Origin of the sequence: Burkholderia sp. SRS-25 (assembly GCF_004343765.1) — a bacterium.
In the GTDB taxonomy this organism is placed as follows: domain Bacteria; phylum Pseudomonadota; class Gammaproteobacteria; order Burkholderiales; family Burkholderiaceae; genus Burkholderia; species Burkholderia contaminans.
In genome coordinates, this window is sequence record NZ_PTXM01000014.1 from 233,000 (window position 1) to 254,535 (window position 21,536).

Here is a 21,536-nt window from a genome sequence, read left to right on the forward strand (position 1 = left end):
CGGTCAGTAGCGATCGGTGACGCCGTCGATCCCCCGTGCCTGCAACGCGCGCACGAGGCCGGCGCGCACGGTCGCGACGTCGGAAAAGGCGGGACGGCGGTGCGCGGCGACTTCGGCGGCCGTATAAGGCTTGAAGTCGCGCGGCAGTGCGTCGCGGTTCATGGTCGTGAGCACCCAGTTGAGCACGTCGGCCAGATCCTGGTCCGACAGCGCCGAGTTCGACGCGCCGGGCACGCGCATCACGTACTCGCGCCCGGCCGGCAGATGCGTGAAATAGCCGAGCGAGTTGGCGAGCGGCGGAACCTTGCCGGGGATACCTCCGCCCGTCGCCGTGTGGCAACCCATGCAGTTGAGCACCCAGTGCTGCCGCGCGAGCGCCGCGCCGGCGGCGCCCTCGGCATGCACGGGTGCCGCGGCCAAACCAACGACCGCCCCGGTCAGCATCAGCAACGACGCCACGCGACGCGACAGGCCGCCGAGCCACGACGATTCCGCGCCCTGCGAGCGCAGCGCTGCATCACCAACACCGGGCGCGCGGGCGCGCTTCACAGGCCAAGCCCCTTGATGACGACTTCGCGCTGCGCATGAACGGCCGTGCCGTCCATCGCCTCCGCGCGCGCCGCGCGGATATCGGCCGCCGTGAACGGCTTCGCGTCACCATGCTGCGCGTTGAGATCGAACACGACGTAGTTGAGCACGTGTGCGATATCGTCGTCGCTCGCGCTCGCAAACGACGGCATCTTGAAGTTGTAATGCTTGTCGTGCACCGTGATCTCGCCGAACATCCCGTGCAGCAGCGTCGCGACCAGTTGCGCGCGCCCCGGCTCGGCCGTCGCGTATTTGCCGGGATACTCGGTCAGCGGCGGCGCAAGGCCGTCCTGCCCCTTGCCGGCCGCCTGGTGACACACCGCGCACTGCGCGTCGAACAGGTTCTTGCCGGCCGGGTAATGCACGGCTTCCTGCGCGCCGGCAGCACCTGCCAGCACGAAGGCCGCCACGGCCGTCATGCTCGCGACGACGCGCTTTCCCGCTTGCTTCCCTTTCATTGTTTTGCCGCTCCCAGCAGAACCGAAACCGAACAGTGATAGTTCGAATTCCCGTTGGCCATGCACCAGTTGATGTCGTTGTTCAGTGACAGCTTGTACAGCGGCTTCTCGCGCTCGTTGCGGTTGCAGAAGCACTTGCCGCACGAAGTCTTGCCGCAGCAGTCGTTGTACGACACGATGTAGTCCGAACCGTCGTGCGGGTTGCGGCACGTGCCGATCCACGTGATCGGCGAAGGCGTCGTGCCCGGCGGGCAGCTGCTCGACGTGCCGCCGCAGCAACTGCACAGCCAGCCGTCGATCGCGCAGTATTTCCAGTAGTCGCAGCTCATCGGGTCGTCGCTCGCCCCCGATGCGGCGCCGCCGGAAGCGGCCGACGCGCCCGATGCCGCATCGGCCGCATACGCGGTGCGATCGACGGGCAGCAGCGGCAACATCGCCGATCCCACCAGCACCTTGCCGAGCTTAGCCATTGCACTGCGCCGCGAACTGTGCTGCGCGACGCCGCGCGCCGACCGCTCGAACCATGAATCAAACAGGCCCATGTCGTTGTGCTCCCTTGAAATTGAAAGACGGTCGGCCGGTCATGCGTGCTGCGCGTGCGCGTCGTGGTCGTGGCCGTGATCGCCATGCACGAATTGCTGCAGCGATGCGACGCCGCGCTCCTTCGCCTCGAACAGGCTCTCGAGATGCTCGCGCGTGTTGACGAGCCCCTTCGCGCGCACCGTGCCAGTTTCGTCGAGCAGCACCGCATACGGCAGCTTGCCGATCTGATACGCGAGGCCGAGTTCCTGCGACAGCACGTACGGGAAGCGCCCGAGATCGTGCTTGCGCGCGAAGCGCGCGTGTTCGTCGGCATCGCCGTCGCTCGCCAGCACGATGTTCACCGGCGTCGCTTCGCCCGCCTGCAGCGACGGCAGCAGCGGCAGCAACTTCTTGCAGACGGGGCACGTGGGCGACAGGAAGAACAGCAGCGTCGCCTTGCCCGACGCGTCGAAGCCGCCGACCTTCACCTGCGAGCCGCGAATGTCGGTCAGTTCGAACGTCGGCGCGATCGCGCCGACCGCCGGCCCCTTGTCGATCATCAATGCGCCGGCCGGCATGATGCGTTCGTACAGGATGCCGATCTGGCGCACCAGCGCGAGACAGATCGCGCCGAGCGCGAGGACGGCCACCCACAGCAGGGCGGTGGAAACGGTGAGAGCGGTTTGCATCATGAATTCCTCAGGTGGGAAAGGCGCGGACCGTTGGCGAGCAGCACGTCGACGGTGAGCAGCGCGCAGACGATCAGCAACACGGAGAAGAACAGCGTCAGGTAGTCGAACCACACGACCGCGCGCGCACCCGGCTCGACGAGCGCGGTCGCGGCCAGCGCGGCGAGCAGCAGCGCGCGCCCGAGGTGCAGCCAGCCGATGCCGCGCGGCGCATCGGCGCGCGCCGCCGCGAAGCCGGAACAGCCGCAGTCGATGTCGGTGTGGCCGCGCAGGAGATTGATCGCAATCGCGGCGGCGAAGGCCACGAGCAACGCGACCAGGCCGATCGCGCCGGCCGTGCGCGTATCGGGAAACAGCAGCGCCGCGGCGCCGATCGCTTCCGCGAGCGGAATCGCGAACGCGACGGGCGCAGTCAGCGCGTCGGGCAGCAGCCGGTAGCCGGCGAGCGCCTGGCTGAACGCGGCGGGCCGCCGCATCTTCGTGAACGCACCGAGCAGCACGACGACGGCCGCGCCGGCCTGCGCGCTGGTGGCAAGTACGGGATCGAGTGTCATCGCGGCCTCACGGGTTGACGAGCAGCGACGACGTGTTGCCGATCTGCTTCTCGACGTTCTGCAGCTTGCCGGTGCGTGCATCCATCACGACGAGGTCGGACGTCGCCGTCAGCCCATAGAACAGCGGTTTGTCGTCCTCGCTGACCTGGATCGACACGAGCGGATCGACCTTCTGCTGCGCGAGATCCCAGCGCGCGACACGCTGCTTCGACTTCAGGTCGAATACCCACACCTGCGTGCCGGGATCCTTGTGCGAGCCGTCGCCGCCCTTGTGCATCAGCACGTAGTAGCGGTTCTGCGTGGCCTGCACGGCCGTTTGCTGCAGGCCGCCCGGGCGCCAGCCTTCGGCGCGCTCGGCATCCGTCAACAGCGGCCACGGCTTGCCGAATGCAGGCCTGGCGCCGCTGAAATCCGCGCTGCGCACGTTGCCGCCGTAGGTCGTGAACAGATACTCGCCCTGGTAGCGCGACGCATTCACGAACGCCGGATCCTTGTCGACGTCGATGAACGCATCCGACATCGTGCGCTTCGCTTCCTTGCCGTTCGCATCGAGCGTGACGGTCAGCGCCTTGCCGCTTTCGCACAACGCGGTGAAGCGGTCGGTGCCCGACGGATACGCGAGCACGCACGCCGCCGTATCGATCTCCGACAGCACTTTCTTCGACACGGCGTCGATCACCGTCACCGATGCGGCCGGCGTGATGTTCGCGACGTACAGCCGCGTGCCGTCCGCGCTGAACGCGGTGTTGTACGGCGACGGCACGTGCTGCGCATGTTTTGCCGGAATCACGATCTCGCCTGCATGATCGAGCGTCGTGTTGTCGGTCATCTCGACCACGTCGGTACGCGTGCCGTGCGAGCCGCGCGAGAAGTAGGTCGTCGCGACGAAGCTCGTCCTGTGGTCGGGCGAAATCGCGAAGCCGGGGCCGAAGCCGCCGTCGATCTGGCCGAGCAGCTTCTTCGCGTCGGCGTCGTACACGTAGATGCGTCCGTCGGTCATCGACGGCATCGAGATGTCGACGATGTAGACCTCGTGCGGATGCCACGGCGGCATCTTCTGCACGACCAGTTCCTCCGGCTTTTCCGTCGCATTCGCGCCGCCGGCCCACGCCGCCGCGAACGCCAGCGTCGCCGCGAGCACCGCGGTTCGTCGCCTTGTCCTCATGTCGCCTCCAGTTGGGGAATCCCGTGATGTGGGGCGACTGTAGTTCGACAATAAATCCGGTCAGCACCCGGACCGGCACCGCGTGCATGCCGATTCGGGATATTGGAAAACCGCCTGAAAGCCACGCCGGCCGAGGGCTTCCGACCCTCTGACGAATGCGCGCGGAATAGCGCTCCCCCTTATTGCGCCGACCACTCGGTCGGTTTAATCTTGCGCGGTCCTGATCGACGCACCTGGAGGCGCTGTGTTCGTGTTTCACGAGAGGTTCGACAACGCGGACCGGCATGCCGAGGCGCTGCGCGGCTGGAACCAGCGCTACGACCAGATCGGCTCCGGCGTGTATCGCAGCGCGGTCAAGCATGCGGTGCTGGACGGCGTGCAGTTGTTCCAGGAAGCCGCCAACGTTCGCATCATCCAGCGCGGAAGACTGCCGCACGACCATACGGTGTTCGGCATGCCGCTCACCGGCTCGGGCGCGTTCGCATTCGGCGGCGCGCGCATCGAGCGCGGCACGATGGTGATGGCGCGCGGCGGTGCACCGTTCGAGCTGCATTCGCCCGACGACATGTCGCTGATCGGTGTCGTCGCCGATCGCGAACTGATGCAGCAGGTCGAGGATGCGGCCGATGTCCACCTCGACGACGCCGCGTTGCGTCGCGGCGTCGTCGACATGCCCACCGCCGTGCTGATGCGCGCGAGCGTGCAGGTCGCCACGCAAATCGAGCGTGTGCTGTCGGCACCCGATACGTACCTCGACGCTCGCACGCAACGCGAACTGCGCGGCGAGATAGGCAACGTGCTCGTCGATCTCCTCACGTACCGGATGCCCGAGCCATCGAACCGTCTCACGCACGCGTGCCGCGCCGACATCGTGCGCCGCGTGCACGACTACGTGATCGACCATCCCGAAGCGCCGGTCGACGTGCTGAGCCTGTGCACGCAATTGCGCGTGAGCCGGCGCACGATGCAGAACAGCTTCCAGTCGGTCGTGCAGACCAGCCCGTTGAACTACGTGCGCTCGCTGCGCCTGTCGCAAGTGCGGCGGATGCTGCTCGATACGCGGCAGGCCGACCTGCCGATCAGCGACGCGGCCGCGCGCTGGGGTTTCATTCATCTCGGGCATTTCGCGAACGCGTACAAGGCGCAGTTCGGCGAATTGCCGTCGACCACCGCGCGCCGGTCGGTACGCGACGCAAAAACGCGCTGAGCCCGAGCAAAACCCGCGATAATCTCCCGCTGACCGTTCGGCGCGCGCGAGCCGGCCTCGGCGCCTGCCCGTCCGCTCGCCGCACCGTGCAATGCGCGACGACCACCGGATTCCATCTCCTGCTCCGATGCCCGAGGATTTCCATTTCCTGCTGCTGCCCGGCTTCTCCGCACTCGGCTTCATGTCCGCGGTCGAGCCGCTGCGCGTCGCGAACCGCTTTCGCACCGAGCTCTATCGCTGGCACGTGATCAGCGCCGACGGCGCGCCCGTCGCCGCGAGCAACGGCATTCCGGTTGCCGCCGAAGCCGCGTGCGCGGAGGTCGACAAGGTCGATACGGTGTTCGTCGTCGCGGGCTTCGATCCGCTCGTGTGCTACACGCGTGCGATCGGCGACTGGTTGCGCCGCCAGCACCGTTATGGTGCAACGCTCGGCGGCATCGATACCGGCAGCTTCGTGCTCGCGGAAGCCGGGCTGTTCGACACGTCGCAGCCGCTCACGCTGCACTGGGAAGCGCTGGCCGCGTTCCGCGAACGCTACCCCGCCCTGAACGCGACGCAGGAGTTGTTCGAGATCGACGACCGGCGCATCACCTGCGCGGGCGGCACCGCGTCGATCGACATGATGCTCGACCTGATCGGCCGGCGGCACGGCGCCGATCTCGCGGCGGCGATCTCCGAGCAGTTCGTCGTCAGCCGGATCCGGCAGCGCTCCGACAGCCAGCGGCTCGAGATCGCCGCGCGCTACGGCGTGCACAACCGCAAGCTGATCCAGGTGATCGGCACGATGCAGCGGCACATGGAAAACCCGCTCGGCTCCGATGCGCTCGCGCAGGAGGTGTCGATTACGCGCCGCCAGCTCGAGCGGCTGTTCAGCGCGACGCTGAACGACACGCCGACGCATTTCTACCTGAACCTGCGCCTCGATCGCGCGCGTGAACTGCTGCAGCAGACCGACATGAGCATCACATCGGTTTGCGTCGCGTGCGGGTTCGAATCGCCGTCGCATTTCTCGCGCACGTATCGCACGCGATTCGGGTTGAGCCCGCGCAACGACCGGCGTGCAACCCGCTGATCGTCGCCGGCTTCAGGCACAATCCAGCGCGGTATTGCACGTTCCGGCAGCGTTTCCCGCCGCGCGATGAACAATGCCGGCGATTGATCGACGAACCGAAGCGGTCGTCGAAAATAAATTGGAATGTCGTTGAAAATATTCTGTAACATACCAAAAAAAGTTAGATAGGCAGCCTAACGACACGCATGCCGCCGCTCGGCGTGCGTCGCGCCACGCGGGCCATCAACCGATATCGATCCGATCCGAGGGGTATGACATGACGATGCTCGCTTCGCCGTCGCCGCACCTGCCTGCCGTTCGCTTCTTCTTTCGCTCCCCCCGCTCTTCGCCCGCCTGTTTCTTTTCGACCTGACATTTAGGGTTCCTTAGTCAGTCGACGCTCCCAACACCGCTACGCCGCACCGGTTCCATCGAACCGGCGCGCGGGCCGTGTCGTGCCTGCGCGCCACGAACGCGCGGGCGTGTCCAACCGTTGAGATGAGGATCACGTATGCAGACATCACGCAAAGCACTGCCGCTCGCCCTGGGTCTCGCGCTCGGTTTCGGCATCGTCGGCGGCACCGCGGCCGATACGAAAGTGTCGAACCCGCAAGCAACGAGCCTGCGCGAAAGCCTGACGCGCGGCGTCGCGCCGCCGGCCGCCAAGGCCGATACGGCCGCCGGGCAGTTCCGCGCGGACGGCGTCGCCGTCACGCTGTACAACCCCGCGTATCGCGCGAAGAAAACCGCCACGACGCCCGCCGCCACCGCGCGCGACTTCGTCGCGTCGCAGGCCACGCAGCTCGGGCTCGACGCGACCGCGCTCGCGAGCCTCGTCGTCACGTCGGAGCGCGCGGATGCCGACTTCACTGTCGTCCGCCTGCAGCAACAGGCGGCCGGATTGCCCGTCTACGGCAGCGATATCGCGGTGACGGTCGGGAAGGACGGCCGCATCCTGTACGTCGCGAGCAACACGATCAACGGCGTGATCGCGACGTCCCGCAAGTCGCAGGCCGTCGACCAGCAGCAGGCGCTCGACCGCGCCCGCGCGTATCTCGGCGTGAGCGGCTTCACGAACCTGGATGCGCAACTCGTCGCGTTCGTCGACAAAACCGGCACGCATACGGTGTGGAAAGTGCGCGGCCGCCCGAACGACGGCCCGAAAGGCGACTGGGAACTGCTGATCGACTCGGGCAGCGGCGAAGTGCTGCGCGCCGAGGACAAGGCGTTCTACGCGACCGACGGCACGGGCTTCGTGTTCCGGCCCGACCCGTTGTCGCCGACCAGGAGCAGCTATGGCAGCACGGGATTCAAGGACAACAACGACGCCGATTCGTCGCAGCTCACTGCCGCACGCGTGCGCGTGACGCTGAAGGATCTTGCGCAGTCGGGTGGACGCTACTCGCTGTCCGGCCCGTATGCCGCATGCGTCGATTTCGATGCGCCGCTGGACAAGGCCTGCCCCGTGCAGTCGACGCCCGCGTTCGAGTTCACGCGCGGCAACCTGTATTTCGAGGCCGTGAACGTGTACTACCACATCGATACGTTCCTGCGTTACGTGAACCAGACGCTCGGCATCAAGGCGCTGCCGTACCAGTACACCGGCGGCGTGCAGTACGACCCGCACGGCGAATCCGGCGACGACAACTCGTCGTACTCGTCGAGCAGCGGCCGGCTGACCTTCGGGCAAGGCGGCGTCGACGATGCGGAGGATGCGGACGTCGTGATCCACGAACTCGGCCACGGCATCCACGACTGGGTGACGAACGGCGGCCTGTCGCAGCAGGAAGGCTTGTCGGAAGGCACCGGCGACTATCTCGCCGCCGCGTACAGCCGCGACTTCAACCAGTGGAGCCCGTCGGATGCGCAATATCACTGGGTCTACAACTGGGACGGCCACAACGAGTTCTGGGGCGGCCGCGTGACCAACTGGAACGTCGGGCGCACCTATGCGCAGGCGCGCGGCGCGGAGATCCATACGGCCGGCCAGTACTGGGCGTCGTGCAACCTCGTTGCGCGCGACGCGATCGGCGCGCAGGCGATGGACAAGGCGTTCCTGAAGGGGTTGTCGATGACCAACAGCTCGACCAACCAGAAGGCCGCCGCGCAGGCCGTGCTGACGGCGGCGTCCGCGCTCGGCTACAGCAACGCGCAGCTCACCGCGATCGGCAATGCGTACAACCAGAGTTGCACGTACGGCGTGACCGTACCTAAGAAGTCGTAATTCCGCAGCAGGCGGGGGCGCGGCGCACGACCTGCGGCACGCCCTCTTCCTCGACATCGCCATCCTCACGAGATCGAACATGCCTACTCTGAAACTGACCCGCCTGGGCGCCGCGCTCGGCGGCATGCTGCTGACCGCCGCCGCGCATGCGACGCCGGTGTGGATCACACTCGGCGACGCGGCGTTCCGCCAGTTGCAACGCATCGACGCCGGCGCTACCGCGCAGTACAGCACGACCCTCGACGCGGGCAAGACGGCCGACGGCGCCGCGCGCCGCGAAACCGTTCACGTCGTCGAAATCGACGATTCACGGCTCGGCGAGCTGGCCCACGCCGTCCACCATACGCGCGGCCACGGGCCCGGCTATGTCGTGCACGATTCGTTCGACGAAGCGCGCCAGGCACTGCAGCCGTTGTCGCCGACGCTCGCGAAACAGGCCGCCGCGTCCGCATACAAGGTATCGAACGCGCCGCAGATCGGCACGTGGATCCAGCAGCTCCAGGCCAGCAACATCGTCGGCACGATCACGTCGCTGTCCGGCTTCACGAACCGCTACTACACGACGTCACACGGCGTCGCCGCGTCGGACTGGCTCGCATTGCAGTGGAAGCAGCTGGCGGGTTCGCGAGCCGACATCACCGTCGAACAGTTCGCGCACACCGGCTTTCCGCAGAAATCCGTGATCCTGACGATTCGCGGCAGCGATCCGGCCGCGGGCACCATCGTGCTGGGCGGCCACCTCGATTCGACGGTCGGCCGCACGACGGAGAACACGCGCTCACCCGGCGCGGACGATGATGCGTCGGGCATCGCCAGCCTCACCGAAGCGCTGCGCGTGCTGCTGGCGAACAACTACAAGCCGAAGCGGACGATCAAGTTCGTCGGGTACGCAGCCGAGGAAGCCGGCCTGCTCGGCTCGAAAGCGATCGCGAAGCAGTTCCGCGCGCAGAACGCGAACGTGGTCGGCGTGCTGCAGCTCGACATGACGAACTACAAGGGCGATCCGAAGGATATCTACCTGATCACCGACTACACGAACGCGTCGCAGAACACCTACCTGACGAATCTGGCGAAGACCTACCTGCCGGAGCTCGCGATCGGCACGTCGCAGTGCGGGTATGCGTGCTCGGATCACGCGTCGTGGAATGCGCAGGGGTATCCGGCGTCGTTCCCGTTCGAGGCCGACCAGAACGACAGCCCGTATATCCATACCGTGAACGACACGCTGGAGAATTCGGATCGCCAGGCGAATCATGCGCTGAAGTTCGGCAAGCTGGCGCTGGCCTACGCGGTCGACCTCGGCGGGAACGGCAGCGCGGCCGCGAAGCCCTGACGGCGTGTGGTCGGGAAGGAGGCGGCGGCAAGTGCATCCTTCCCGACTTCGGTCGAACGAGCGCGTCCAGGATCTGGCAGCGGCGCAGGCGCATCGCCGCGGAAATTTCTGCAACCGGCGTTCGCGGACACATTCGTTGAAGAATGACGCCTCCATGTCGGGCAACCGGAGACATCGCGATAGGGCAAACGTCTCGCTGCCGGCTTCGTGTGCGCGTCCGGATAAAATCGTGGCTCGACCACTCCGCTACCCTCGCCTGCCATGATCGATACCACCCGCTCCCTCGACGACCTGTCGCCCGCTCGCGTCACGACGGCTTTCGACCTGCCCGGCCACACGACCGTCCGCTCGCTCGGCGTCGTGCAAGGCATCATCGTGCGCTCGCGCTCGATCGTCGGCTCGTTCGGCGCGTCGCTGCAGACGATCTTCGGCGGCAACATCACGCTCTATACGTCGCTGTGCGAAAAGGCACGCCAGCACGCGTTCGACAAGATGCTCGCCGATGCCCGCAAGCTCGGCGCGAATGCGATCGTCGCGATGCGCTACGACTCGACCGAGATCGGCTCGGGCGTGACCGAAGTGATTTGCTACGGCACGGCCGTCATCGTCGAACCGGCATGACGCCCGGCACCGGCAAACCTCGTTGACGCGTTCGCCCGGACCTGCCGGCCGGGCTCCGCCCGCTGTCCCGACACTGTTCTGGCGCATCACCGGCAGCACCCGATCGCAGCCGGTCGACCTGCCGGCGAATGCGCCCGAAACACGTGCGAAGTTTTCGATTGACGCGCCGCGCGGTTCCCTCTTACCATCGCACTCGTTTTCATTCATGGAGGCTTCTGTGCCTACCGATGCGAGTTGTAGTTGGTCCTGCACCAACCTGACTGCCGCCTGAGGAAGCTTCGCAGAGCCTTGTCTTCTGCCGCATCCCGGGATAGCAGGATGCGGTGTCTTTCAGGATCGGCATGCCGTCGATCCGAAATTCCCGTACTCGACCATTCAGTTGCCGCTCGACACCCGGGCGGCGTCCGTACGTGACCCGCGTCGCGTGCGTGTGTCCGGCTGCATGCCCGCGCGTGCACAGCCCGGGTACACGTACGCATTGCGCAAATAGACAGGAGTTCGAAATGGACGACGACCCTAGCCGATTAAGCTGCGCCGGCTCGCGTTCGCACGCCATGCCGGCGAATACCCGACTCCCAGCCTCTTATCAGCCGATCGCGCCCGACGCGGCGCGGCGGGAAGCGCTCGTCCGTCGTTGACGTCATGATGCTCCCGCCGTGTGCAGTCCGGCGCCTGGAGCACGCATGACACGACTCGACCTCTCCGCTCAGCCGAACCGGCAGCACCGGTTCGCACACGACAACCACCAGGACGCTCTCCTGCGCCGCCACCTCACCCGTCGTTTACGTCGATCGGCCGCCGCTTCTGCACGCGCGCCGCACTGACGCCGACCGGGTCGCGCACACCACGCCCCCGCCTTCTCATGCGCCGGCAACGCGGCACTGCCCGCCTTTCGGCGCCACGCCATGTCCGATGTACCGGGAGAACACCATGCAAAACCGTATGAAACTCCACGCCAGCCGCCTGATCCGCGACAGCTACGTCTACTTCAAGATGCCGTACGCGCTGCTCATGCATTTCGACCGGCTCGCGGCAGCCTATGACGCGCTGGATCGCAAGCAAAAGCACGCATTCTCGTTTCCGGAGCACACCGACGGCTTCCTGCCGTTCGGGCTCGAATACTCGCATACGCCGGACCGGCCGGATCTGTGCGACCGGTTCTGCTACTGGGTCGCGCGGCGCGATGCGCATCACGGCTTTGCGCTGGCCAAATCCGCGTTCTACCGCGAGATGGCCGCGTACGAAGCGTGCATCCACGCAATCGCGCAGGACCTGCTCGATGCGGTATGCGAGAACCTCGGCGGTACGCCGCAGCCGCCGGTCCGGCACAGCTCCTACCTGCAGTTCTGCGCGTACGAGCAGCAGCACGGCAGCCACGACCGCGCGTACCTGCAGGATCCGCACGAGGACGGCCACCTGCTGTCGTTCATCCGGCCGACGGCACCCGGCCTTGTCCTGCTGCCCGACTCGTCGCCGATTTCCGCGCTGCCGCGTTCCGACGAAATGATCGTGCTGGCCGGCTCGCTGCTCGAGGCGCTCACCGACGGCGAAGTACCGGCGATGCAGCACGCGGTCGAACGCCCGCGCACGCGCGCCCCGCGCAAGTCGCTGATGTACTTCGTCAATCCCGACCTGTCGGCCGCGCACGCCAGCACGATCGTCAACCAGCGGCCGCTGGACCTGCGGGCACTCGCCGAAGGCCGGCACGTCGCATTCGGCAACAGCGCGCTGTGCCGCCCGTGCGCGGCCTGATCCGCCTCATCCGGCCCACCTTTTCTCCGGAGAATCCATGCTTGGACGCTTCCTCCCCGTCGAAAACCGCTTTTTCGACCTCTTCGACACGCATGCGCAGCACATCGTCCTCGCCGCGTGCGAGGTTCAGATGCTCCTCGACAATCTCGACGATGCCGAGCTGGCCATGGCCAACGTCCAGACCACCGAACGGACCGGCGACAAGCTCGCGCACGATGCCATCGACCTGCTGCACAAGACGTTCATCACGCCGCTCGATCGAGACGAGATCCACAAGCTGGTCACGACGATGGACGACATCCTCGACCTGATGGAGGACGTCGCGACCACCGTCGTGGTCTACGACCTGAAATCGGTCACCGACGAGGCCAGCGAGCTCGCGGACATCGTCGTGCAGTCGGCGCTGCAGGCGCAGATCGCGGTCAACCTGCTGTCCGACATGAAGGAGTCGGCGCAGATCCTCAAGGCATGCGAAGAGATCGACACGCTCGAGACCCGCGCCGACCGCGTGCTGCGATCGGCGATCTCGAAGCTCTTTCGCGACGACATCGACGTGAAGACGCTCATCAAGCTGAAGGGCGTCTACGACCTGCTCGAACGCATTACCGACAAATTCGAGGATGTCGCGAACATCGTCGAAGGCATCGTGCTGGAAAACGCCTGAGCGAATCAACAAGATGCATTCGATACAACTCGCCCTGTGGATGGTCGCGACGCTGGTGCTCGTCGCGCTCGTATTCGACTTCATGAACGGCTTTCACGACGCGGCGAACTCGATCGCCACCGTCGTGTCGACCGGGGTGCTGAAGCCCCGGCAGGCCGTCGTGTTCGCGGCCGCGTTCAACGTCATCGCGTATTTCATCTTCCACCTGAAGGTCGCGCAGACCGTCGGCAAAGGCACGATCGATCCCGGGATCGTCGACCACTACGTCGTGTTCGGTGCGCTGGTCGGCGCAATCGGCTGGAACGTGATCACGTGGTACTACGGGATCCCGTCGAGCTCGTCGCACGCGCTGATCGGCGGCCTGGTCGGCGCAGCGCTCGCCAAGTCGGGCTGGAGCTCGCTGAACATCGACGGGCTGCTGAAGACCATCGCGTTCATCTTCATCTCGCCGCTGCTCGGCTTCATCCTCGGCTCGCTGTTCATGCTCGGCGTGTCGTGGCTGTATTTCCGCACCGCGCCCAGCAAGGTGGACCGGCGCTTCCGCCGGCTGCAGCTGCTGTCGGCCGGACTGTACAGTCTCGGGCACGGCGGCAACGACGCGCAGAAGACGATCGGCATCATCTGGATGCTGCTGATCGCGTCGGGCTATGCGTCGGCAACCGCCGATGCGCCGCCGGCGTGGGTGATCGGCGCGTGCTATCTGTCGATGGGCCTCGGCACGCTGTTCGGCGGCTGGCGCATCGTGCGCACGATGGGCCAGAAGATCACGAAGCTCAAGCCGGTCGGCGGTTTCTGTGCGGAAACCGGCGGCGCGATGACGCTGTTCCTCGCATCGTTCCTCGGCATTCCGGTGTCGACCACGCACACGATTACCGGTGCGATCGTCGGTGTCGGTGCAACGCAGAAGCTGTCCGCCGTGCGCTGGGGCGTGGCCGGCAACATCGTCTGGGCATGGGTGCTGACGTTGCCCGCGGCTGCGTTGTTCGCGGCCGGCGGGTGGTGGCTCGGGCACCGGATCTTCTGATGGCTGCGGCGCAACCCTGCGCGTGACGCACGGCGCATCCCGCGCCGCACGTCACGCGTCGCGTTCGAGCGACTTCATGTTCGTGAGCTGGGGAAACAGCCGCATCCACGTGAGCGCGACCAGAATCGTCGCGGTACCCCCCACGACGATCGCCGCGGGCGCACCCCACCACGCGGCCGTCACGCCCGACTCGAATTCGCCGAGCTGGTTCGACGTGCCGATGAACAGCGAATTGACCGCGCTCACGCGCCCAAGCATGTCGTCGGGCGTGCGCAGTTGCACGAGCGACAGCCGCACGACGACGCTGACTACGTCCGACGCGCCGAGCGCGGCCAGCGCGACGAGCGACAGCGCAAAGTGCCGCGACAGCCCGAACACGATCGTCGCGATGCCGAACGCGATCACGCCGCCGAACATCGCGCGGCCCGGCCGCCCCTTCAACGGGAAACGCGTGAGCCACAGCGTGCCCGCGAGCGCGCCGACGGCAGGCGCCGCACGCAGCGCACCGAGCCCCCACGGGCCGACCTGCAGGATGTCGCGCGCGTAGATCGGCAGCAGCGCAGTCGCGCCGCCGAACAGCACCGCGAACAGGTCGAGCGACAGCGCACCGAGAATCGCCGGCTCGCGCCGGATGAATGCGATGCCCGAAAACACCGAGCGCAGCGTGACCGGCTCGCGCGCGGGCGGCGCACTGCGCAGCGGAATCGTGCCGCTCAGCACCGCCGCGATCGCGAATGCGACGACGCTCGTGCCGAACGCGGCGGGCGCGCCGACGCCATACAGCAGCCCGCCGAACGCGGGCCCGAGGATCTGTGCGGCCTGGTTCGCGGACGTCGACAGCGCGGTCGCGCGCGGCAGGTCCGTGCGAGGCACGACGGCCGGCAGCAGCGACGACACCGACGGCGATTCGAACGCGCGGGCCGTGCCGACGATCGCGGCCAGTGCATACACGGCCGGTGCCGCCAGCCACCCTTGCGTGGCGCCGAGCAGGAACACGCCTGCAGCCAGCGCCTCGACACCCTGGCAGATCGTCGCGATGCGCCGGCGATCGTAGCGGTCGGCCACCTGCCCGACGACGAGCGTCAGCGCGAACATCGGCACGAACTGCGCGAGACCGACGAGACCGAGCGCGAACGCGCTGTGCGTGAGCGCGTAGACGTACCAGCCGATGGCAACCGACAGGATCTGGAACGCCAGGGAAGACATGACGCGCGTACCCCAGAAGCGCTGGAACGGGACATGGCGGAACAGGTTGGCGGGTAGCGGGGATAAAGGACTAGGGTCGGGCACGGAGTCGGTCATCGAGGTCTCGGTGGTCGGCGCTGTGCGTCGGTACCGTTCGAGAAACGACTGCGCACGCCCACGCATGCGCGCGACAACGGTGCCGACGCGGCCAAAGCGCGATGATATGCCAACCGCGGAAAACGGGCCGTAGACGTGGGCGCCGACGATTCCGGCGGCCACGCGGATCGCGGCCGCCGGGTGGATGCCTGACTACAGGATCTTCCGATACAGGCGGCCCGCGCGCTTTACTGCGGCGGGCCGCCTGTATCGCTCGAACCCATCGCCATGCCGAACAGACGTTGCCCTTCCGGCGTGTCCTCCACTCTCCAGCCCTCTGTGCTCAACGCTTCCCGGATCCGGTCGGCTTGCGCCCAGTCCTTGTCCGCCCTCGCGCGCTCACGCTCACCGAGCAACATGCGGACATGTTCCGGAACGTCGAACGCAACCGGCCGCCATTCGCGCAAGCCAAGGCCGAGCACGTCATCGAAGCTGTCGACGGTCGCTTTCAGGGTGGCAGGCGGCAGGCTGCTCCTGACCAGGTCCCACAGCACCGCGAGCGCCCTCGGCAGATTCAGGTCCTCGTTCACTTCGGCATCGAATCGCGCGACGAAATCCGCATCGACGCGCCCGCCGTCCGGCCAGCCGGCATAAAGGTGCCGCAGTCGATTCAGCGCGGTGTGCGCCGCGTCGAGCGACGCCCACGTGAAATGCAGCTTGCTTCGATAGTGGGCCGTCAGGCACAGGTAGCGGTACGCGAGCGGATCGACACCCCGGCTCTGCAAGGTCTGCAGGCGAACGAAATCGCCGCTCGACTTCGACATCTTCGTATCGTCGTCAAACGTCAGGAAGTGCCCATGCATCCAGTAATTCGCGAGCTGCGTGCCGTGGGCCGCCCGCGTCTGCGCGATCTCGTTGCTGTGATGCACGGCGATGTGATCCTCGCCGCCGCAATGGATATCGAACAATGTCCCGAGATACTTCGCCGACATCGCCGAGCATTCGATATGCCAGCCCGGAAAGCCGCGCCCCCACGGGCTGTCCCATTCCATTTGCCGCTTGACGTCGGCCGGGCTGAACTTCCACAACGCAAAATCCGTGATGCTCCGCTTCCCGCCCAGCGCCACCCGCTTGCCCGCCTGCAACCCCGCGCGGTCCAGCCGCGCGAGATAACCGTAGTCGTCCTGCCGACTGGTGTCGAAGTAGAGGCCGTCGTCCGTCCGATAGACGTAGCCGCCGCGGTCGAGCGTATCGATGAACGCAATCTGTTCGGCGATGTGATCGGTGGCGCGGCACCACACCGTCGGCTCGAGCAGGTTGAGCGCGCGCCAGTCGCGGACGAACGCCTCGGTGTAGCGCCGGGCGATGGCCCATGCCGATTCGCCGGTCCGACGGCTCCCCTTCTCCATCTTGTCTTCGCCTTCGTCCGCATCCGACGTCAGGTGACCGACGTCGGTGATGTTGACGACGTGCCGGACCGCGTAGCCGTTGCGCGCCAGTACACGACGCAGGAGATCCTCGAACACATAGGTTCTCAGGTTGCCGATGTGGGCATCGTCGTACACCGTCGGGCCGCAGCAATACATGCCGACCTGCCCGGCCCGGACAGGCGTGAAGGGGCGCACGGTACGCGACCAGGTGTCATACAGCGCAAGCGGCATCGAGTTTCTCCGTCCCGAAGGTGTGGGCCCAAAAACAAAAAGGCCGCCTGTCTTGCATCACAGGCGGCCGGAAGGCGATTGCTTGAATGTTTAGCGAATTCGCTAGACGCAACTTCCCCCTGGCATGTGCTGACAACATGCGCGGACCAGCGACGAGGGGAAAATGGCGAGATCAAGCATGCGGACGATGCTAGCGCCTATAGACGGCAATGGTCAATACCATCCGGGCGCTCATCCCCGGGCGGTGGCCGGGCTGCCGGCGCGGGCCGGACGGCTTCGCAGAGTGACGGGCTCGGCTCCGCGCTCCAGATCCCGGGAAGCAGCAAGGTCAAGGTGAAGCAGGGGCGTGCGACGAGCACCAATGTTGTGCGCTCTGTCGCGGGTCGCGCGACAGTCATCGAAATACGCTAGATTAGACCCGCTTTGACTTGATACAGCCGCCAGGCAACGGCATCGACGATTGCACGAGAGCACTCACGGGAGCGACGAATGAGCCACCAGCGTTCTGTTCATCCTGGGCAGCCTTTTCCAGACGACACCCTCGCCGAACGGTTTCTACTGCGGGAAGCGCCCACCGTGCGCGCAGAAGTCTTTTCGCAGGGGCAGCCGATCTCGTTCACGCGGCTCACCAACGTGCGGCCGCAACCGGGGCGTTCGCTGACGCCGCAACCAGAGGAAGCATTCGTCTTCCAGATGCCGCTCATTTCTAGCCCTGATCCGGGCATACGCAATTCGAGCGGCAATCTCGACGCTTCAACGTCGTGCACGCCCGGTGCCTGCTATCTGCTCGACCTGCGCTCGGCGCCCACGCGTCGCCTCGACATACCGTTCGATACGATGCGGCTCTATCTCGCCCAAAGCGCAATCGAAGAATTCACCGATCAGAAAGGGCGCCGGCGTATCGGCGGGCTGGTGCAGCCGAGTCTCGGTGCGAGCGACCCGGTCCTGTTTCGTCTTGCGCACACGCTCCAGGCCGTTCTGCATCAGCCCGATCTGACAAGTTCTTTATTTGTCGATTACCTCGCCCTCGCTTTTTGCGAGCACGTCATCACCCGCTACGGCAAAGGCGATCCATCGACCCGCACGCGCCGCGCCAGCCTTGCGCCCTGGCAGATGCGCCGCATCGAGGATTTTTTCTCGGCTCACCTGCAGGGCAATCCATCGATCGCCGACCTCGCGCGCCAGTGCAATCTCTCCACGAGCTACTTCGGCGAGGCATTCAAGCAGACCACCGGAAGTACGCCGCATCAGTGGCTGCTGAAGCGCCGCATAGAACGCGCCAAATCCCAACTGCGCGAGTCGGATGCAAGCCTTGCGACCATTGCGTCGGATTGCGGCTTTTTCGACCAGAGCCATTTTTCACGCGTGTTTTCGCGGCTCGAAGGATGTGGGCCCAAGGAATGGCGTCTGCACAACCGATCACGCTAGCACCGCCCACGCTTTATCCATCCAGTCGACGTTTTGTCCAAGATCGTTCCTGCCCCAGACAGGTACGCTGTCTCCACATCGACGAACCGATGTCTCTGCGAGCTCATCACCCGCTGATCGAGTGACGAACGTCACGAAACCCGCCGTGTTCGTGACGCCTGCAGAAATGGCACGCTGATTGTCCGTAGCGCTTCTCCCGCGTGCCTGCGCGAAGCGCTACGGCGCTGCGCCTGCATTGCCCTTCCCTTTTGGAGTCCTCGCATGACAAACCGCGATACGTCTACGGGTCTTGCTCACGCAACGGGTGCGCCCGTTGTCGACAATCTGAACATCGAAACGGCCGGCCCGCGTGGTCCGGCGCTCTTGCAGGACATCTGGCTGATCGAGAAACTCGCGCATTTCGACCGGGAAGTGATCCCCGAGCGGCGCATGCACGCAAAAGGATCGGGCGCGCACGGCGTGTTCACGGTTACGCATGACATCACGCGCTACACGAAAGCAAAGTTGTTTTCCGAGATCGGCAAGACGACGCCGGTATTCCTGCGGTTCTCGACCGTGGCCGGCGAGCGCGGCGCCGCGGACGCCGAACGCGACATTCGCGGCTTCGCGGTGAAGTTCTACACGGAAGAAGGGAACTGGGACATCGTGGGCAACAACACGCCTGTATTTTTCTTCCGCGACCCGTTGCGCTTTCCCGATCTGAACCACGCGATCAAGCGCGACCCGCGTACGGGATTGCGCAACGCCAACAGCAACTGGGACTTCTGGTCGCTGCTGCCGGAGGCGTTGCACCAGGTCACGATCGTCATGAGCGATCGAGGCATTCCGCGCAGCTATCGCCACATGCACGGCTTTGGCAGCCACACATTCAGCTTTGTCGATGCGGAGAATCGGCGTACGTGGGTAAAGTTTCACTTGCGCACCCAGCAAGGCATCGCGAACCTGACCGACGCCGAAGCCGAAAGCCTCGTGGGGAAGGACCGTGAGACGCATGGCCGCGATCTCTTCGAGAGCATCGAGCGCGGCGAGTTTCCCCGCTGGACGCTCCATGTCCAGGTGATGAACGACGAGCAGGCAAAGTCGCTGCCATTCAACCCGTTCGATCTCACCAAGGTCTGGCCAAAGGGCGACTTTCCACTGATCGAGGTCGGCGTTCTCGAACTGAACCGCAACCCCGACAACTACTTCGCCGAAGTCGAGCAGGCTGCGTTCTCGCCGGCGAACGTGGTGCCCGGGATCGGCTTCTCGCCCGACAAGATGCTTCAGGCTCGCCTGTTCTCCTATGGCGATACGCAACGGTACCGGCTCGGCGTGAACTTCAATCACATCCCGGTCAACGCGCCGAAGTGCCCGTTTCACAGCTATCACCGCGACGGCGCGATGCGCACCGACGGCAACCTCGGCGCCACGCCGTCCTATTACCCGAACAGTCTCCACGAGTGGGAGGTTCGGCCCGGCCTGCATGAGCCGGCGCTGCGAATCGAAGGCGACGCCGCGCATTGGGATCACCGCGTGGACGAAGATCACTTCGCGCAACCCGGCAATCTGTTCCGTCTGATGAGCAAGGAACAACAGCAGGTGCTGTTCGACAACACCGCACGCCAGATCGTCGGTGTCCACGCACCTATCCAGGACCGCCATATTGCCAACTGTGCGAAAGCGGACCCGGAATATGGCGCGGGCATTCGCGAAGCCCTGGCGAAGCTCGCCGGATCGGCAGCCACACGCTAGCGTCTCCCCCGTTCGAACCTTGAAGGAGAAAGCTCGATGTCACCGTTCATTCACGATGTGAAAGTGCCCGACAGTCAACTCGCCAGGGAGATTACCGAGTTCGTGCGCGACACCTCGAGCGCGCTGCTGTTTCATCATTCGAGCCGGGTGTTCCTGTTCGGCGCGCTGGAGGGAAACCGCCGCGGGCTGAAGTTCGATCCGGAGTTGCTGTACGCGGGCGCGATGTTTCATGACGTCGGACTCGTCGATGCCTACAGCAGCGCGACGGAGCGATTCGAAGTCGATGGCGCCAACGCTGCCCGTGACTTCCTGTCCGCGCGGGGCATCACGGCGGCCGACATCGATCTTGTCTGGACCGCGATCGCATTGCACACCACGCCGGGAATTCCGCGCCATATGCACCCGATCGTGGCGCTCGTGACCGCAGGCGTCGAGATGGATGTGCTCGGGCTCACCTACCACGAATTCTCCGCCGAGGAACGTAAGGCGGTGACCCATGCACACCCTCGCCCGCCGCACTTCAAGGAAGACATCCTCCAGGCGTTCTATGACGGCATCAAGCGCAAACCGGAAACCACCTTCGGCAACGTGAAAGCGGACGTCATCGCCGACAAGGAGCCGCATTTCCACCGAGGCAATTTCTGCTCCGTGATCCGCAATTCGCCGTGGCCGGGCTAAGTAAGACGTCCTGCGGATCGAGGCGCGACGCGACGCCGACTTTCGTCAACGGATTCATTCATACTGAGGTGAAGATCATGAGCAAGCTTGCAGGCAAGGTAGCGGTCGTAACCGGCGCGTCGAAAGGTATCGGCGCCGCCATCGCCAAGGCGCTCGCGGCCGAGGGGGCGTCGGTCGTCGTGAATTACGCGAGCAGCAAGACCGGCGCGGATGCCGTCGTGTCTGCCATCCGCGCCGCCGGCGGCGAAGCGACCGCCGTGGGCGGCGACGTATCCAAGGCGGCCGATGCAAAAGGCATCGTCGACGCGGCGATCGAAACGTATGGCCGTCTCGACATCCTCGTGAACAACTCGGGCGTCTACGAGTTCGCGCCCATCGAAGCGTTCACGGAAGCGCAATACCGCAAGCAATTCGATGTCAACGTGCTGGGCGTCCTGCTGACCACGCAGGCGGCCGTCCAATATCTCGGCGAGGGTGCCAGCATCATCAATGTCAGCTCGGTCGTCTCGACGCTGACACCTGCTACGACCGCCGTCTATAGCGGCACGAAGGGTGCAGTCGATTCGATCACCGGCGCGCTTGCGCGCGAACTCGGGCCGCGCAAGATCCGTGTGAACACGATCAATCCGGGCGTAATCGTGACCGAGGGCGCGCAGAGCGCCGGGGTCATCGGTTCGGATTTCGAGACCTCGGCGGTCAGTCAGACGCCACTCGGACGCGTGGGCCGACCGGACGACGTGGCGACCATTGCGGTTTTCCTCGCGTCGGACGATGCGAAGTGGTTGACAGGCGAACATATCGTCGCCAGTGGCGGCATGAGGTGAAACCTGCGGGCGCTGCCAGCCACGCTGGCGGCCGGCCTGCTTCGAGACCGACTTTCCTGCGAGGAACCAAAAAAAAGCGCG

The 21,536-nt window shown here is 65.6% G+C and carries 20 protein-coding genes; 12 read left to right on the forward strand and 8 right to left on the reverse strand.

Translation table 11 applies throughout. The annotated features are described in order from the left end of the window. Nucleotides 1-3 precede the first annotated feature (3 nt). The 6 genes from C5O79_RS20475 to C5O79_RS20500 all read right to left on the reverse strand — a co-directional run bounded on the left by C5O79_RS20475 (nt 4) and on the right by C5O79_RS20500 (nt 3,976). On the reverse strand, nt 4-444 hold the full coding sequence (locus tag C5O79_RS20475; protein ID WP_235442051.1) for a cytochrome c: 441 nt from the start codon (nt 442-444) through the stop codon (nt 4-6). 101 nt (nt 445-545) lie between these two features. Further along, nucleotides 546-1,046, reverse strand: coding sequence for a cytochrome c (locus C5O79_RS20480; protein WP_122476581.1), 501 nt, complete (start codon nt 1,044-1,046; stop codon nt 546-548). Beyond that, entirely contained in the window at nt 1,043-1,588 is a 546-nt protein-coding gene (locus tag C5O79_RS20485; protein WP_011354212.1) for a methylamine dehydrogenase light chain, read from the reverse strand. The genes C5O79_RS20480 and C5O79_RS20485 overlap by 4 nt, the downstream gene beginning before the upstream one ends. A 39-nt stretch (nt 1,589-1,627) precedes the next feature. Next, on the reverse strand, nt 1,628-2,260 hold the full coding sequence (mauD, locus tag C5O79_RS20490) for a methylamine dehydrogenase accessory protein MauD (RefSeq protein WP_122476582.1): 633 nt from the start codon (nt 2,258-2,260) through the stop codon (nt 1,628-1,630). Beyond that, nucleotides 2,257-2,811 carry a MauE/DoxX family redox-associated membrane protein gene (locus C5O79_RS20495; protein ID WP_122476583.1) on the reverse strand — a complete coding sequence of 185 codons (555 nt, stop codon included), beginning with the start codon at nt 2,809-2,811 and terminating at the stop codon, nt 2,257-2,259. Before C5O79_RS20495 ends, mauD begins: the two co-directional genes overlap by 4 nt. Nucleotides 2,812-2,818: 7 nt before the next feature. Next, the gene (locus tag C5O79_RS20500; protein WP_122476584.1) at nt 2,819-3,976 is read right to left on the reverse strand and encodes an amine dehydrogenase large subunit; all 1,158 of its coding nucleotides are present in this window, start codon (nt 3,974-3,976) and stop codon (nt 2,819-2,821) included. A 244-nt stretch (nt 3,977-4,220) separates the two neighbouring features. Between C5O79_RS20500 and C5O79_RS20505 the strand changes: the two genes are divergently transcribed. The 8 genes from C5O79_RS20505 to C5O79_RS20545 all read left to right on the forward strand — a co-directional run bounded on the left by C5O79_RS20505 (nt 4,221) and on the right by C5O79_RS20545 (nt 13,852). Beyond that, a complete protein-coding gene (locus tag C5O79_RS20505) occupies nt 4,221-5,183 on the forward strand; it encodes a helix-turn-helix domain-containing protein (protein WP_046549583.1) in 963 nt (320 codons plus the stop codon). 127 nt (nt 5,184-5,310) lie between these two features. Further along, nucleotides 5,311-6,255: a GlxA family transcriptional regulator gene (locus tag C5O79_RS20510; RefSeq protein ID WP_122476585.1), complete on the forward strand. Its 945-nt coding sequence runs from the start codon at nt 5,311-5,313 to the stop codon at nt 6,253-6,255. Nucleotides 6,256-6,745: 490 nt separating this feature from the next. Beyond that, entirely contained in the window at nt 6,746-8,458 is a 1,713-nt protein-coding gene (locus C5O79_RS20515; RefSeq protein WP_122476586.1) for a M36 family metallopeptidase, read from the forward strand. A 79-nt stretch (nt 8,459-8,537) separates the two neighbouring features. Next, nucleotides 8,538-9,791, forward strand: coding sequence for a M20/M25/M40 family metallo-hydrolase (locus C5O79_RS20520; RefSeq protein WP_122476587.1), 1,254 nt, complete (start codon nt 8,538-8,540; stop codon nt 9,789-9,791). A gap of 261 nt (nt 9,792-10,052) precedes the next feature. Next, complete coding sequence (locus tag C5O79_RS20525) at nt 10,053-10,412, forward strand: YbjQ family protein (RefSeq protein ID WP_046549586.1); 360 nt, start codon at nt 10,053-10,055, stop codon at nt 10,410-10,412. A 942-nt stretch (nt 10,413-11,354) separates the two neighbouring features. Further along, nucleotides 11,355-12,164: a 2OG-Fe(II) oxygenase family protein gene (locus C5O79_RS20535; protein ID WP_047849534.1), complete on the forward strand. Its 810-nt coding sequence runs from the start codon at nt 11,355-11,357 to the stop codon at nt 12,162-12,164. Nucleotides 12,165-12,201: 37 nt separating this feature from the next. Next, the gene (locus tag C5O79_RS20540; protein ID WP_046549587.1) at nt 12,202-12,828 is read left to right on the forward strand and encodes a DUF47 family protein; all 627 of its coding nucleotides are present in this window, start codon (nt 12,202-12,204) and stop codon (nt 12,826-12,828) included. Between the two features lie 13 nt (nt 12,829-12,841). Then, a complete protein-coding gene (locus C5O79_RS20545; protein WP_047849533.1) occupies nt 12,842-13,852 on the forward strand; it encodes an inorganic phosphate transporter in 1,011 nt (336 codons plus the stop codon). A gap of 51 nt (nt 13,853-13,903) precedes the next feature. Here C5O79_RS20545 and C5O79_RS20550 read toward each other — a convergent pair whose 3' ends face one another. Both C5O79_RS20550 and cysS read right to left on the reverse strand, forming a co-directional pair. Next, nucleotides 13,904-15,154, reverse strand: coding sequence for an MFS transporter (locus C5O79_RS20550; protein WP_122477506.1), 1,251 nt, complete (start codon nt 15,152-15,154; stop codon nt 13,904-13,906). Between the two features lie 227 nt (nt 15,155-15,381). Then, nucleotides 15,382-16,794: a cysteine--tRNA ligase gene (cysS, locus tag C5O79_RS20555; protein ID WP_047849531.1), complete on the reverse strand. Its 1,413-nt coding sequence runs from the start codon at nt 16,792-16,794 to the stop codon at nt 15,382-15,384. 489 nt (nt 16,795-17,283) lie between these two features. Between cysS and C5O79_RS20560 the strand changes: the two genes are divergently transcribed. The 4 genes from C5O79_RS20560 to C5O79_RS20575 all read left to right on the forward strand — a co-directional run bounded on the left by C5O79_RS20560 (nt 17,284) and on the right by C5O79_RS20575 (nt 21,455). Then, nucleotides 17,284-18,222 carry an AraC family transcriptional regulator gene (locus tag C5O79_RS20560; RefSeq protein WP_122476595.1) on the forward strand — a complete coding sequence of 313 codons (939 nt, stop codon included), beginning with the start codon at nt 17,284-17,286 and terminating at the stop codon, nt 18,220-18,222. Nucleotides 18,223-18,483: 261 nt separating this feature from the next. Further along, nucleotides 18,484-19,953, forward strand: a complete 1,470-nt coding sequence (locus C5O79_RS20565) for a catalase (protein ID WP_047849530.1) — start codon at nt 18,484-18,486, stop codon at nt 19,951-19,953. Between the two features lie 36 nt (nt 19,954-19,989). Then, nucleotides 19,990-20,631 (forward strand): HD domain-containing protein, encoded by a 642-nt coding sequence (locus C5O79_RS20570; protein WP_046549592.1) that lies wholly within the window; start codon nt 19,990-19,992, stop codon nt 20,629-20,631. A gap of 77 nt (nt 20,632-20,708) precedes the next feature. Further along, nucleotides 20,709-21,455: a glucose 1-dehydrogenase gene (locus tag C5O79_RS20575; protein WP_046549773.1), complete on the forward strand. Its 747-nt coding sequence runs from the start codon at nt 20,709-20,711 to the stop codon at nt 21,453-21,455. The last annotated feature ends 81 nt before the right edge of the window (nt 21,456-21,536 follow it).